Source organism: Streptomyces sp. NPDC051987, assembly GCF_040680735.1.
In the GTDB taxonomy this organism is placed as follows: domain Bacteria; phylum Actinomycetota; class Actinomycetes; order Streptomycetales; family Streptomycetaceae; genus Streptomyces.
This window is the reverse complement of the sequence record NZ_JBFAXI010000032.1, coordinates 46963-60671: the sequence shown is the minus strand read 5'-3', so window position 1 is coordinate 60671 and position 13709 is coordinate 46963. Positions and strand designations below refer to the sequence as shown.

Annotated in this window: 8 protein-coding genes; 4 read left to right on the top strand and 4 right to left on the bottom strand. The window is 74.1% G+C overall.

The window, feature by feature from the left end; genetic code table 11:
* Window positions 1-255: 255 nt before the first annotated feature.
* Window positions 256-450 carry a hypothetical protein gene (locus AB0M11_RS19215; RefSeq protein ID WP_089106595.1) on the top strand — a complete coding sequence of 65 codons (195 nt, stop codon included), beginning with the start codon at window positions 256-258 and terminating at the stop codon, window positions 448-450.
* Between the two features lie 93 nt (window positions 451-543).
* Here the strand turns inward: AB0M11_RS19215 and AB0M11_RS19210 are convergent, their stop codons facing one another.
* The 4 genes from AB0M11_RS19210 to AB0M11_RS19195 all read right to left on the bottom strand — a co-directional run bounded on the left by AB0M11_RS19210 (window position 544) and on the right by AB0M11_RS19195 (window position 6053).
* On the bottom strand, window positions 544-1164 hold the full coding sequence (locus AB0M11_RS19210) for a hypothetical protein (protein WP_365706894.1): 621 nt from the start codon (window positions 1162-1164) through the stop codon (window positions 544-546).
* Window positions 1165-1482: 318 nt separating this feature from the next.
* On the bottom strand, window positions 1483-2589 hold the full coding sequence (gene prfB, locus AB0M11_RS19205) for a peptide chain release factor 2 (protein WP_365706892.1): 1107 nt from the start codon (window positions 2587-2589) through the stop codon (window positions 1483-1485).
* 365 nt (window positions 2590-2954) lie between these two features.
* Complete coding sequence (locus AB0M11_RS19200; RefSeq protein ID WP_365706890.1) at window positions 2955-4190, bottom strand: serine/threonine-protein kinase; 1236 nt, start codon at window positions 4188-4190, stop codon at window positions 2955-2957.
* A 111-nt stretch (window positions 4191-4301) separates the two neighbouring features.
* Window positions 4302-6053 (bottom strand): serine/threonine-protein kinase, encoded by a 1752-nt coding sequence (locus tag AB0M11_RS19195; protein WP_365706888.1) that lies wholly within the window; start codon window positions 6051-6053, stop codon window positions 4302-4304.
* Window positions 6054-6493: 440 nt separating this feature from the next.
* Here AB0M11_RS19195 and AB0M11_RS19190 point away from each other — a divergent pair, with 440 nt between their 5' ends.
* From AB0M11_RS19190 to AB0M11_RS19180, 3 genes are all read left to right on the top strand, one after another.
* The gene (locus AB0M11_RS19190) at window positions 6494-10705 is read left to right on the top strand and encodes an FHA domain-containing protein (RefSeq protein ID WP_365706886.1); all 4212 of its coding nucleotides are present in this window, start codon (window positions 6494-6496) and stop codon (window positions 10703-10705) included.
* Window positions 10706-10945: 240 nt separating this feature from the next.
* Entirely contained in the window at window positions 10946-12322 is a 1377-nt protein-coding gene (locus AB0M11_RS19185) for an ABC transporter substrate-binding protein (protein ID WP_365706884.1), read from the top strand.
* Between the two features lie 7 nt (window positions 12323-12329).
* Window positions 12330-13661 (top strand): sugar ABC transporter permease, encoded by a 1332-nt coding sequence (locus AB0M11_RS19180; protein WP_365706882.1) that lies wholly within the window; start codon window positions 12330-12332, stop codon window positions 13659-13661.
* Window positions 13662-13709 lie beyond the last annotated feature (48 nt).

Here is a 13709-nt window from a genome sequence, read left to right as displayed (position 1 = left end):
GGATGCACCACGGGTCGCCGGGGGTAGATGAGCGTGACCATACGCGAGTCCGGTGAGGAAGCGCAGGCGCCGGTCACGGTTGGGTGAGGCTTGTGCGGTTTTGTTCCTGGGCGGTCCGCACGGAGTGCCCCCGAGCGCCGGGCGAGCTCCGCGGACGGCCGCGCTCTTTCCCGGGGAACCTGGCACAGTGGAGGGGAACGTTCTCGTTCCGCGGAGCGTTGTGCAGACGATGACCGGTGCAAGGAGGGCGAGCGCATGACGTACGACCGGTTGGTGTGCGCGAACTGCGCGGCGCCCGTGAGCGAGGGCCGGTGCCCCGTGTGCCGGGCCAACCGCGAGCGTCTTCAGCAGGAGAGTTTCCTCGGTGGCCTGAACCCGATGGCGCTGATCGGGCTGCTGGCGGTGCTGATCGCCGCGGTTGCGCTGCTGGCGGCGCACCAGACCGCGTAACGAAACTCACACAGGCGAGGCAAGGGCCCGGAGCGGTTGCTCCGGGCCCCTCGCCATGCGGTGCGCGTACGCTCCGTGAGCGGTCGCCTACCGTCAGGCCGCTGCGCCGCCGCGGCCGCCCATGAGACGCGGCAGGACGCGGAAGCCGATGCCGCCGGCGATCATCGTGGCGGCACCGATGACGAGGAAGGCCGTCTGCCCGGCACCGGTCTCGGCGAGCTGGTCGCCGCCGCCCTGGGCCTGGGTGTTCGACGAGCCGGTGTCGGTGAGGGCGGAGGTGCCCGCCTCCTGCGCGGAGGTGCCGGAGTTGCCGTCGGTGCCGGTGTTGTTGCCGCCGCCGTGGCTGCCGGTGCCGCTGCCGCTGGTGCTGCCGTCGGACGGAGCGTCCGTGGTGGGCTCGTCCGAGGGCTCGGTGGGCTCCTCGGTCGGCTGGGTGGGCTCGTCCGTCGGCTCGCTGGACTCGGAGGGATCCTGGCTCGCGGGCGGGGTGGAGGCCGGCTCGCTGCTGGCCGGGGCGGTCGGGATCTCGCTCGGGTCGCCCGTCGGGGTCTCCGACGGGTCGTCGAGGTTGACGTTGGCCGAGACGCCGGTCTCGTCGGCGCTGACGCCGAGGGAGAGGGCGGAGGCCGCGCCGGCCGCGGTCAGCGAGGCACCGGCGGCGATCACGGCACCGGCGGCTATCCGCGCGACCCGGATCCGCGTCTTCTTGGTCATCTGGTTGCTACCCCCAGTAGCTGATAGTCAGTGAGCGGGCGCATGGGGCCTGCCGTGATCGACGGGGGTGGCAAGGACGCTGCCGACTCCCCCGGTTCACATGCGCCCCAGAGATACGCATGCCACGCTTCACCCTTCCCATTTTTCAAAGCAACGTCAAGGGCGTTGCGCGCGCGATGTCCAGTTGCGCGCGGAATGCCGGGAGTTGAAACCTGTGAGTGTGACGTAAAACCCAGACAATAGGCCGCCAAACGAGAACTGCCGCCACAGGGGCGGCAGTTCAGGGTCGGTCGGCCCGTCACGGGCAAGTCGACAAAGTTACTTCTCCTGCTGCTTGCGCCAGCGAATTCCGGCCTCGAGGAACCCGTCGATCTCGCCGTTGAACACGGCCTCGGGGTTGCCGACTTCGTACTCGGTGCGCAGGTCCTTGACCATCTGGTACGGGTGCAGGACGTACGAGCGCATCTGGTTGCCCCAGGAGTTGCCGCCGTCGCCCTTGAGGGCGTCCATCTTGGCCTGCTCCTCCTGGCGTCGCCGCTCCAGGAGCTTGGCCTGGAGGACGTTCATCGCGGTGGCCTTGTTCTGGATCTGCGAACGCTCGTTCTGGCAGGAGACCACGATGCCGGTGGGGAGGTGCGTGATGCGCACGGCGGAGTCGGTCGTGTTGACGCCCTGGCCGCCGGGGCCGGAGGACCGGTACACGTCGATCCGGAGCTCGCTCTCGTCGATCTCGACGTGGTCGGACTGCTCGACCACGGGGAGTACCTCGACGCCGGCGAAGGAGGTCTGGCGGCGTCCCTGGTTGTCGTACGGCGAGATGCGCACGAGCCGGTGCGTGCCCTGCTCCACGGAGAGGGTGCCGTAGGCGTACGGCACCTGGACGGCGAAGGTGGTCGACTTGATGCCGGCCTCTTCGGCGTACGACGTCTCGATGAGCTCGGTCTTGTATCCGTGCTGCTCGGCCCAGCGCAGGTACATGCGCTGCAGCTTCTCGGCGAAGTCGGCGGCGTCGACACCACCGGCCTCCGCGCGGATGTTCACCAGCGCTTCCCGGGAGTCGTACTCCCCGCTGAGCAGCGTCCGGACCTCCATCTCGTCCAGCGCCTTGCGGACGGCGGCCAGCTCGGACTCGGCCTCGGCGCGGGTGTCCGGGTCGTCCTCCTCCTCGGCCATCTCGAAGAGCACGGCAAGATCGTCGATCCGCCCGCGCAGCGCTTCGGCCTTCCTGACCTCGGCCTGCAGGTGGCTGAGCTTGCTGGTGATCTTCTGCGCCTCGTCCGGGTTGTCCCAGAGGGACGGCGCGGCCGCCTGCTCCTCGAGCACGGCGATGTCTGCCCTCAGCTTGCCGAGGTCCAGAACGGCCTCGATCGACTCCATGGTCGAGGAGAGGGACTTGAGCTCTTCGGATACATCGACAACTGCCACGCCTCCAGCGTAACGGCTCCGCCAACCGAGCATGGCCGACGGCCGACGCCTGAACCCCTCGGGGCCCGGGGCAGAGCCCCGCGGCGGCGACTTCGCTGCCTACCGAGTCAGGGGGGCGGGCGGAAAACAGACCGGCGGCGCCACGGCCCGCAAGCGACCCGACGGGGTCCGGGGCACAGCCCCGCGGCGGCGACTTCGCTGCCTACCGAGTCAGGGGGGCGGGCGGAAAACAGACCGGCGGAGCCATGGCCCGCACCCGACCCGACGGGGTCCGGGGCACAGCCCCGCGAAAGCGACCTCGCTGCCCACCGTCGGGTGGGCGGGCGGGAGACAGACCGGCGGAGCCGCGGCCCGCACGCGACCGGTCACGGCGTCGACGTGCTGTGCGTGTCCCGCGGCGGAGCCGAGTCGTCCCCGCCGCCCGACGCGAACCACGCGCCGACCCCCACCACCGCCGCCACCACGACCCCCGCCACCGCGAACGTCACCCGCCGCCGCCGCGCCGCCACCCGGTGCCGCGCCGACCCCGGCCGCGGCGCCCCGGCCGGCCTCGGCACCCGCGCCGTCCCGCGGGCGCCGCCCGCCAGCTCGTCGGGGCCCGGCACCCGCATCGACGTGTGCGTGTCCCGGTTGGAGTCCGGCTTCGCGCCCGGCACCAGGGAGACGGCCCCGCGCCGCCGTACCCGCTGCTCCTCGGCGTCCGGCGCGGCGGCGACCGGCGCCTCCGCCTCCTCCGGCGCCTCCGTCTCCGGCTCGTCGACGTCCAGCGGCGGCATCCCCGCCAGCGTCGGCAGCTGCTCCCGCAGCCGCGCGGCCAGCTCGGACGCCCGCAGCCGGGACGCCGGCGCCTTCGCCAGGCACTGGACGAGCAGCTGCCAGAGCTCCTCGGGGATGCCGGGGAGCGGGACGACCGTCTCGGTGACGTGCCGGCGCAGGACCGCCCCCGGGTGCCCGCCGCCGAACGGGGTGAAGCCCGCCAGGAGCTCGTACAGGACCGTGGCGAGGGCGTAGATGTCCACCGAGGCGCGCGGCGGCAGGCCCTCGACGATCTCCGGAGCCAGGTAGTCCGGCGTACCGATGATCTTCGTGGCGCGGGTCCGCTTGGGGGAGTCGATGAGCTTCGCGACGCCGAAGTCGGTCAGCAGGGCCGGGTGGGAGCCGCCGGGGCCCAGCGGGCCCTGCATGTCGAGGAGGACGTTCTCCGGCTTGACGTCGCGGTGGACGACGCCCGCGGCGTGCGCCGCCGCCAGCCCGTCCGCGACGTCCGCGACGATGGCGACGGCCGCCTCGGGGGCGAGCCGCCGCTCCCGGTCCAGGCGGGTGCGCAGGTCCGTGCCCCGGACCAGGTCCATGACGAGGGCGAGGTCGTTGCCGTCGACGACGAGGTCGCGGACGGAGACCACGTGCGGGTGCTCAAGGCCCAGCAGCGCCGTGCGCTCCTGCACGAAACGGCCCACCAGTTCCTCGTCGGACGCGAGATCCTCGCGCAGCAGCTTGATGGCGACGGGCCCCTCCGGCCCCTCGCCCAGCCACACCGTGCCGGCGCTGCCCCGCCCCAGGATCTGGTTCGCGGTGTACCGGCTGCCGATCTTCCGTGCCAAGGCTGCTCCTACCGACGCGTGTTGCCGATAAAACTACGCGTCCGAAGAGCCAACCTTCACCACAGAGGCGGAAATCACCCGCCGGATGTCGACAAATCCATAGAGTCGCGGTTACTTGCCGGAGCCGTTGCCCAGGTTGCCGATGAAGTTGCTGACCGACCTCGCCCAGTCGCTCAGCTGGTTCCAGTAGCCCTTGCCCTGTCCCACCCAGGTGTGCACCGGGGTCAGATCCCAGATCAGCCAGCCCGCGACGAACAGGATGACGACCAGGAACAGGCAGCCCTTGAGGCAGCCGAGCCCGGGGATCCGCATCGGGTTGGCGCTGCGCTGCCGCGGCTCGCGCGGGGCCCGCTGCCGCGGCTCGGCGGGGGGCGCGTACCGCTGCTGGGGCTGCTGCGGCGGCGCGTACTGCTGCGGCTGCCCGCCGCCGTACCCGGCAGGCTGCTGCCGGCCGTATCCGGCGGGCTGCTGCCCGTACCCGCCCTGACCACCCGGCGCGCCCGGCCCGCCCTGACCGCGCGGCTGCGGCCGGCGCACCGGCTGCTGCTGCGGGGCCTGTCGGGGCGGCGGCTGCTGCGGCCGGGCCACCTGCCGCTGGGGGCGGCGGCGCAGCGGGTCCTCACCCGGGTCGAGATACTGGACCTGGGTCTGTTCGTTGCGGTCGCGGGCCGCGCGGAGCTGGGTCTGCCAGGGGTGCGGCTGCTCCGGCTGCTGCTGGCCGGACTGCCCCGGCTGGCCGGGCTGCCCCTGGGGCATCGGCGGCAGGACGGCCGTCGGGTCGGCGGCGCCGGTGTTCGGCAGCACGGCGGTCGGGTCGGCGGCGCCGAACGGCACCGGTCCGCCGGTGTGCGGGAGGACGCTGGTCGCGGCGTTCGGGTCGTACGCCCCCATCGGCGTGCCGGTGTTCGGCAGCACCTGGGTCGGGTCAGCCGAGCCCGGTACGGCGGTCGGCGCCGGGTCGGGGGCGAGCAGCGCGCCGACGCCCTCGGCCGCCGCGATCTGCGCGGAGTTCGCGTGCACGCCGACGCCCTCGGCGACGACCCGCAGGGCACGCGCGAGGTTCTCGGCGCTGGGGCGGTCGTCGGGGTTCTTGCGCAGGCAGCGCTCTATGACCGTCCACAGCGGGTCGGGGACGGTGGAGGGCCGGCGGGGCTCGGCGCTGAGGTGCTGGTGGAGGACTTCCAGGGCGCTGCCGCCGGAGAACGGCGGGTGACCGGTGACCAGCTCGTACAGGAGGATGCCGGCGCCGTAGATGTCGACGGCGGAGGTCTGCGGGCGGCCCTCGGCGGACTCCGGGGCGATGTAGGCGGGCGTGCCGACGAACTCGTGGGTGCGGGTCAGGCCCGGGGAGTCGGCGAGGCGGGCGATGCCGAAGTCGGTCAGCATCGGGTGCATCTGGCCGTTGTACTGCGCGAGCAGCACGTTGGCCGGCTTCAGGTCGCGGTGCACCACGCCGTCGGCATGACTGGCGGCGAGCGCGTCGGCGACCTGGGCGGTGAGCAGGGCGGCGGCGACGGGCGTGAAGGGACCGTTCTCGCGCAGGTAGCGGTGCAGGTCGGGGCCGTCCACGAGGTCCATGACCAGGGCGAGCAGATCGCCCTCGACGACCAGGTCGCGGACCCGGACGATGTTCGGGTGGGTGAGCCGGAGCAGGACGGAGCGCTCCCGCAGGAAGCGCATCACGATGTCGGAGTCGTTCGCGAGCTCTTCCTTGAGGACCTTGATCGCGACGGTCTCGCCGGGCTGGCCGGGCACGGCTGCCTCGGCGCCCGCGGTCTCCCGCTGGCGGGCACGCCAGACGGTACCGGTGGCGCCGCGTCCCAGCGGCTCCTCCAGGAGGTACTTGCTGCCTACCGGCCGCACGTCATGCGCTCCCTGCTGCTTGCTGAAGGTCTCCGACCCCTGTGTCCGAACCACTGTAGTGCCGTGCTGCCCGGGACCGGGCTGTCGTCGGCTGTGCTCTGCCCCTCCCCGGAAGGGGGCCGACAGCCTCCCCGAAGCGTTCTGGACGTATCCGCGGACGTATGCCCATACGTTGTCGTTCCGGCCTGCGTTCGATGGAAAGACGCTCGCTTCGGTCCGCTGGTTGCCGGACTCGGACGTGACCGATCTCAAGTGATCGTCCGCACGGTATTGGTCAGGCACTTTTGGGGGCAGAGCTGACCAATCAAGATCACTTACCATCGGGACGTGGGCGCGTTGTCAGTGGCAGGTGCGAGGATGCGTTTGACAGCAGAACTGGCCGACGTGCTCGTGGCGGTGGGGGGAATTCCGCGCCCGCGCAGAAGGGACCGCTGACGGCGATGCAGATCCGGCTGACCGTCGTAGACCCGCTGGGCCCTGCCGCGCAGCGGGGCCGGGCCGTGAGCCGCGACGTGCTGGTGACGGCGCCCGCGGGCACGGACCTGGCCGCGGTGGCGTCGGGGCTGGCCTCAGCGGTCACCGGGGACGGCAGCCTGGGCGGCCGCGAGCAGAGCGGCGCCCCGGTCGTGCTGTACGCCGGGGCGGAGCGGCTGGACGCCCGCCGCCGCATCCTGGGCGAGCCCCCGCTGGTCGACGGCGCGGTGCTGTCCCTGGGCGCCCCCGCGGCCCCCGAACCGCACCCCGAGGTGGACGGCGCCCCGACCCAGCTGCACGTGGTCGCCGGCCCCGACGCGGGCGGGGTCCACCTGCTGCACGGCGGCCAGATCACCATCGGCCGCTCCGCCGACGCCGACGTCCCGCTCGACGACCCGGACGTCTCCCGGCTGCACTGCGCGGTCACGGTCGCGGCCGACGGCCGGGTCTCGGTCGCCGACCTGCACTCCACCAACGGCACGGTGCTGGACGGCACCCGCGTCACCGACCGCCCGGTCCGCCTCACCCCGGGCTCGCTCCTGCGCATCGGGGAATCGGCCCTGCGGCTTACGCCGTCCGGGGGACCGGGGGCCCGGGTGGGCACGGCACCCGACGGAGAGGGGTGCGTGCGGGTACTGACGGGCGGCGAGCGGGCCGACGACGACGGATCCGCCGCCGGGGACACCACCGCCGGGCCGGCCGGCCGTACCCACCACGCCTACGGCACCGCCGGGTGGGGAGCCGCGGGCGGCGCCGCCGGACACCACGCGCACGGCTCGGTGGAGCCACCGGTCGTGCCGGCGCAGGGGGACGCACCGAGGATCGAGAGCCGGGGCGGGCAGCCGGCGGCCGGCCGGGGCGACGGACCGCCGCGGACCGGGCGGCCAGGCGGATCCCCCGCCAGGGACGGCGGGCACGCGGGCGGGTTCCCGTCCTCGCCGGGGCAGCGGCCGGAGCCGCCGTCGGCGGGGCGCGAGCACGACGGTGACCGGCCCGGCCACCCGTCGACCGCCACCCACGGCACACTGCCGGGCCCGCGCGGCGCTGCCGCCGCGCACGACTCGGCCGCGGCGTACGGCCCCGCCCCCTCCCACCCGTCCGAGGCCGCGCACCGCGCCGGTGCGCCCCACGGCTCGGAGACGACCTACGGCTCCGGCACACCGCACCGGTCCGAGAGCGCCTACGCCTCCGGCGCACCCCACCGGCCCGACACCGCCCACGGCTCCGGCGCACCCCACCGGCCCGACACCGCCTACGCCTCCGGCGCACCCCACCGGCCCGACACCACCCACGGACCCAGCGCACCGCACCGGCCCGAGACCGTCTACGGCTCTGGCGCACCCCACCGGCCCGACACCGCGTACGGTGCGGGCGCGGCCCACCAGCCCGAGACCACCCACGGACCCAGCGCACCCCACCGGCCCGAGACCGTCTACGGCTCTGGCGCGGCCCCCGGGTCCGAGACCGCCCACGGCCCCGGCGCACCCCACAGGCCAGGCGGCGCACACGACCCCGAGGCTGCGCAGGGCCTCGGTAGCGCATTCGGTGCCGCAGCCGACTCCGGCGTCCGCCATCGGACAGGCGACACACACGCCGGCCGGTCCGGAGTGCTCGGCGACCGTCCGGCCCCCGGCGCAGGTGCCGAAGGCGTCGGAGGCGGTCGGGCTGCCACCGGCACGGGAAGCACCGCGGCCCGCCCCGCGGCCCCAGGCTCGGCCCCCGCCGACGGCGGCGCCCGCGCGCACGGCCCCCTCTCCCACGACCCCGCCGACGCCCCCGTCCCCTCCGGCAGGCGCAAGGGCACCCCTCTGCGCGGTACCGACGCCCCCGTGCTGCCCGGTGTCCGTCGGCGCGGCGGGCTCGGGGCCTGGGCGCGGCGGCTGGCCGGCGGGCGCGGTGAGCCGCCCGCGGCCGCCGACGGCGAGAGCGCGGCGGAGGGCGGCGGCGCGCCGTCTGCCGGACTGCCCGCCCAGCCCGAGACCTGGCCCGACCCGGCCGCCCTGTTGCTCACGGCCCTCGGCCCCGGCCCGCGCCTGTGGGAGCGCGGCCCCGGCCACCCGGAGGCGCTCACCGTCCGGCTCGGCACGGCGGACCGCCCGGCGCCCGACGGCTCGGGGCTGCTGCCCGCCGTCCCGGTCACGGCCGATCTGCGCGAGGCGGGCGCCCTCGGCCTGGCGGGACCGCGCACCCGCCTGGCCGGCCTGGCCCGCGCGGTCCTGGCCCAGCTCGCCGCGCTGCACTCGCCCGATCTGCTGGAGATCGTGCTGATCAGCGCGGACCGGGCCCGTTCCCTGGAGGAGCGCACGGCCGAGTGGTCCTGGCTCGGCTGGCTCCCGCACGTCCGCCCCGGCCACGGCCAGGACTGCCGCCTGCTGCTCGCCTACGACCGGGAACAGGCCGCGGCCCGGGTGGAGGAGCTGCTGCGGCGCACGGAGGAACTGTCCGTCCCGCGCAGGCCGGCCACCCCGTCCGACCGCCCGGCACCCGCCCAGGCCCCCGCACCGCCCCGCGCGGCAGCGGGCGCCTCGCCCTCCGAAGCCGCCCACCGTCCCTCCTGGGCCCGTGACCTCGGCGCTGACGACGACAGGGGCCGCGGGGGCGGCTTCCCGGGGCCGTACACGGTCGTCGTCGTGGACGGCGATCCCGGTGGCTCCGCGCTGCGCGACGCGGTGGCGCGGCTGACCGTCGCCGGTCCGCGGGCCGGAGTGCACGTGATCTGTCTGGCGGAGACCGCCCCCGCCTCGTCCGCCTCCCCGGTCGACCGGACCTACGAGGAGGCGTGCGCGGTGACGCCCACGTTCCGCGAGTGCGGCGCGGTGGCGCTGCTCAGCGGGGACGTGGCGACGGCGCTGCACCTCCTGCGCGTCTCGGCCGTGCCGGGCGGGTCCGCCGGGCACACCGGCCCGGTCGGCCCCGGCACGCTGGCCGCGGTGGACGCGGTGTCGCCCGCCTGGGCCGAGCGGTTCGCGCGGGCGCTGGCGCCGCTGCGCCCCGACGGCCCGGGGGCCGACCGGCAGGCCCGGGTCGCCGCCCCGCTCCCCCAGTCCGCCCGGCTGCTGGACGAGTTGGGGCTGGCGAGGGCGACCCCGGCGTCGCTGATGGCCCGCTGGGCGGACGCCGCCGACGACACCGAGTCGCTGGGCGGCCGGGCCCGTGCGGTGCTCGGCGCCGGACCGCGCGGCCCGCTCGCCGCCGACCTGGTGGCCGAGGGACCGCATCTGCTGATCGAGGGCCCGCCCGGCAGCGGCCGTACGGAGCTGCTGCGGGCGACGGTCGCCTCGCTGGCCGCCGCCGAGCGCCCCGACCGGCTCGGCATCGTCCTGATCGACGGCCGCGACGGCGTCGGCACCGGTGCCGGGCACGGCGAGGGCCTGCGGGTCTGCACGGACATACCGCATGTCACGACCCACCTCACCGCCAACGACCCGGTGCGGATGCGGGAGCTGGCGCAGTCGCTGAGCGCCGAGCTGAAGCGGCGGGCCGAGCTGCTGGGCCGCTCCGACTTCACCGACTGGCACGGCCGGCGGGAGGTCTCCGGCCGCATCGTCCCGCAGCGCCGCCCCGCCGCCTCGGGAGCCGGTGACATAGAGGCCCCGCCGAGTTCGACGCTCCGCCTGCGCCCGTCGGCCGGCGCCGCGGCCCGCGGGCGCACCGAGGCGCCGCCGCCGCTCCCCCGGCTCGTGGTCGTGGTCGACGACCTGGACGCCCTGGTCTCCCCCGCCCTCGGTTCGCCGGGCCGCCCGGCCTCCGGTTCCGTGATGCGGGCGCTGGAGGCGGTGGCGAAGGAGGGCGAGCGGCTGGGCGTGCACCTGGTCGCGGCGGCCGGCCCGGGCGGCCGTACGGCGGAGACGGAACCGGCCCGGCAGGCCACCCTGCGCATCGTCCTGGACGCACCGGCCGACGGCCCGGACGAACCGGCGCCGGGCCGTGGCCGCCTGACCACCCCGGACGGCCGGACCACGGCGTTCCAGACCGGCCGGGTCACCGGCCGTATCCCGCGCACGGCGACCCAGCGCCCCACCGTCGTCGCCCTCGACTGGCACCGCATGGGCGACCCCCCCGCCCGCCGCCCGATCCGCGAACTGGGCAACGGCCCGACCGACCTGGCCCTGCTGGCCAGCGCGGTGGAGCGGGCGGCCAAGGAGGTCTCGGCGGCGGAGGTTCCCTCGCTTCTGTGACCGAGGCCACCACAGCACCCCGCCCGGCCTCCGAGGACGAACGCCGAGGACGAACGCCGACCGGCACCACACCTCAGCCCCTCCGCTGCTCGCGCACTGGCACCGGCCACCGATCACAACGTGATCACGATCCTCGGCGCTGACCTGTCGGCCTACTTGCCGCGTACGCGGCCCCCGCGTAGACCGGAGCGCACGGGACAGAGTTCTGACGTTCAATGAGGAACGACGAACGGGGAAGTGATGCGCGTCATGAGCAACACCATCCGGACACACAGGGCCCTCGCCGCGCTGGCCGCGCTGCTCGCGGGATCTCTCGCCCTCACCGCGTGCGGGAGCGGCGACAAGAAGTCCGGCGGCGACAACAACACCAGCACCACCGAGAAAAGCACCGTCACCCTCCCGAAGCTCAACGGCACCACCCTCGAAGTGGCCGCGGTCTGGACCGGCCAGGAGCAGAAGAACTTCAAGCAGGTGCTCGCGGAGTTCGAGAAGCGCACCGGCGCGAAGGTCACCTTCGTGCCCGCCCAGGACCCGATCATCAACTTCCTGGGCTCGAAGATCGCGGGCGGTCAGCCGCCGGACATCGCGCTGCTGCCGCAGCCCGGCGCGATCAAGCAGGCCGTGCAGAAGGGCTGGGCGAAGCCGCTCGACGCGGACACGCTCACGGAGGTGCAGAAGAACTACTCGCAGGGCTGGCAGGACATCGGCAAGGTCGGCGGCAAGCAGTACGGCGTCTACTACAAGGCCGCCAACAAGTCACTGATCTGGTACAACGCCAAGGTCTTCGAGAACGCGGGCGCCAAGGAACCCAAGACCTGGCAGGACCTGCTGACGACGGCGCAGGCGGTGTACGACTCGGGCGTCACCCCGTTCTCGGTCGGCGGCGCGGACGGCTGGACGCTGACCGACTGGTTCGAGAACGTCTACCTGTCCCAGGCGGGCCCACAGAAGTACGACCAGCTCGCCCAGCACAAGATCAAGTGGACCGATCCGTCGGTGAAGCAGGCGCTGACCACCCTCGCCCAGGTCTGGGGCAAGAAGGGGTACGTCGCGGGCAACGCGTCCGGCGCCCTGCAGACGGAGTTCCCGGCCTCGGTCACCCAGACCTTCACCGGCGGCGACCAGCCGAAGGCGGCGATGGTCTACGAGGGCGACTTCGTGCAGGTCAACATCGGTGAGACCAAGGCCAAGGTGGGCACGGACGCCAAGGTGTTCCCGTTCCCCGCGGTCGGCTCCACCGCGCCCGTGGTCTCCGGCGGTGACGCTGCCGTCGTCTTCAAGGACTCCAAGGGCGCCCAGGCGCTGGCGAAGTTCCTGGCCTCCCCGGACGCGGCGACGATCCAGGCGAAGCTCGGCGGCTACCTCTCGCCGAACAAGAACGTGGCGGACTCGGCCTACCCGAACGAGGTGCAGCGCACGATCGCCAAGTCCCTGATCGCTTCCGGTGACGACTTCCGCTTCGACATGTCCGACCAGGCCCCGCAGGCGTTCGGCGGCACCCCGGGCAAGGGCGAGTGGAAGGACCTCCAGGACTTCCTGCAGAACCCGACGGACGTCGCGGGCACCCAGGCGAAACTGGAGAAGGACGCGGCGGCCGCCTACGGCAGCGGAAGCTGAGCCGGCCATGGCCGCGCCCGCGACCACGGCCCCCGCTCCTCCCGGCCGGCGCAAGAGCGTGACCGGCACCCGCAGGACCGTGGCGGCCCTGTTCCTCCTCCCCGCCCTGGTGCTGCTCGGCGCGCTCGTGGTCTACCCGATCGGGTACTCGCTGATCCGCAGCTTCTACAACGCCGACGGAAGCGGTTTCGCCGGCTTCGACAACTACAAGGCGATCTTCACGGACGACGGCATCCGCACCGCCCTGAAGAACAACGTCATCTGGGTGGTGTTCGCGCCGACGGTCTCCACCGCCCTCGGTCTGGTCTTCGCGGTGCTGACCGAACGGGTGCGCTGGGGCACGGCGTTCAAGCTGGTCGTCTTCATGCCGATGGCGATCTCGATGCTGGCCGCCGGGATCATCTTCCGCCTGGTCTACGACCAGGATCCGGACAAGGGCGTCGCGAACGCGGTGTGGGTCGGCGTGCACGACACGTTCGCCCAGTCCTCCGCGTTCCCGAACGCCCATCCGGGCCGCGAGTCGCCCCTCAGACCGGACCAGGGCGGCTTCATCACCACGGCCGCCGTCCACACCGGCCAGACCGTCGCCCTCCCCCTGGTCGGCGTCGCCCCCGACCAGATGCCCGACGGGGCGGAGCGGGCCGTGGCGGCCAGGCCCGAGCCGGGGAAGATCACCGGCACGACCTGGCAGGACTTCACCCGCGGCAAGGGCGTCGGCCGGCTCGGCGCCCCCGACCCGTCCGAGCTCGGCTACTCCGGCATGCGCGTCGAGGCGGTCAGGGACGGCAAGGTGGTGGCGTCCGCCAAGGCCGCCGCCGACGGCACCTTCACCCTGCCCGCCGCGGCCGACGGGGCACGGCTCCGGCTGCCGGCGAGCAACTTCCGGCAGCCCTACAACGGCGTCGACTGGCTCGGCCCGTCCCTCGTCACGCCCGCGATCATCGGGTCGTACGTCTGGATGTGGGCGGGCTTCGCGATGGTGCTGATCGCGGCCGGGCTGGCCGGTGTGCCCAGGGAGCTGCTGGAGGCGGCGCGGGTCGACGGGGCGACCGAGTGGCAGGTGTTCCGCAAGGTCACCGTGCCGCTGCTCGCACCGGTCCTGGCGGTGGTCACCGTCACCCTGATGATCAACGTGCTGAAGGTCTTCGACCTCGTGTACATCATCGCGCCGGGCTCCTCCCAGGACGACGCCAACGTGCTCGCCCTGGAGCTGTACCGCAAGGGCTTCTCCGAGGGCCAGCCGGGCATCGCGAGCGCGATCGCGATGTTCCTGCTCCTCCTCGTGATCCCGGTGATGTGGTTCAACGTGCGTCGACTCAGGCGGGAGGAGCGGCGATGAGCGTGCAACGCCTGTTTGCCGGCCGGGGGTCCGGGGGTCGCCCCCCGG

Coding starts and splice junctions, on each gene's coding strand:
- AB0M11_RS19215 (WP_089106595.1), top strand. CDS start 256: ATGACGTACGACCGGTTGGTGTGCGCGAACTGCGCGGCGCCCGTGAGC.
- AB0M11_RS19185 (WP_365706884.1), top strand. CDS start 10,946: ATGCGCGTCATGAGCAACACCATCCGGACACACAGGGCCCTCGCCGCG.
- AB0M11_RS19190 (WP_365706886.1), top strand. CDS start 6,494: ATGCAGATCCGGCTGACCGTCGTAGACCCGCTGGGCCCTGCCGCGCAG.
- AB0M11_RS19180 (WP_365706882.1), top strand. CDS start 12,330: ATGGCCGCGCCCGCGACCACGGCCCCCGCTCCTCCCGGCCGGCGCAAG.
- AB0M11_RS19210 (WP_365706894.1), bottom strand. CDS start 1,164: ATGACCAAGAAGACGCGGATCCGGGTCGCGCGGATAGCCGCCGGTGCC.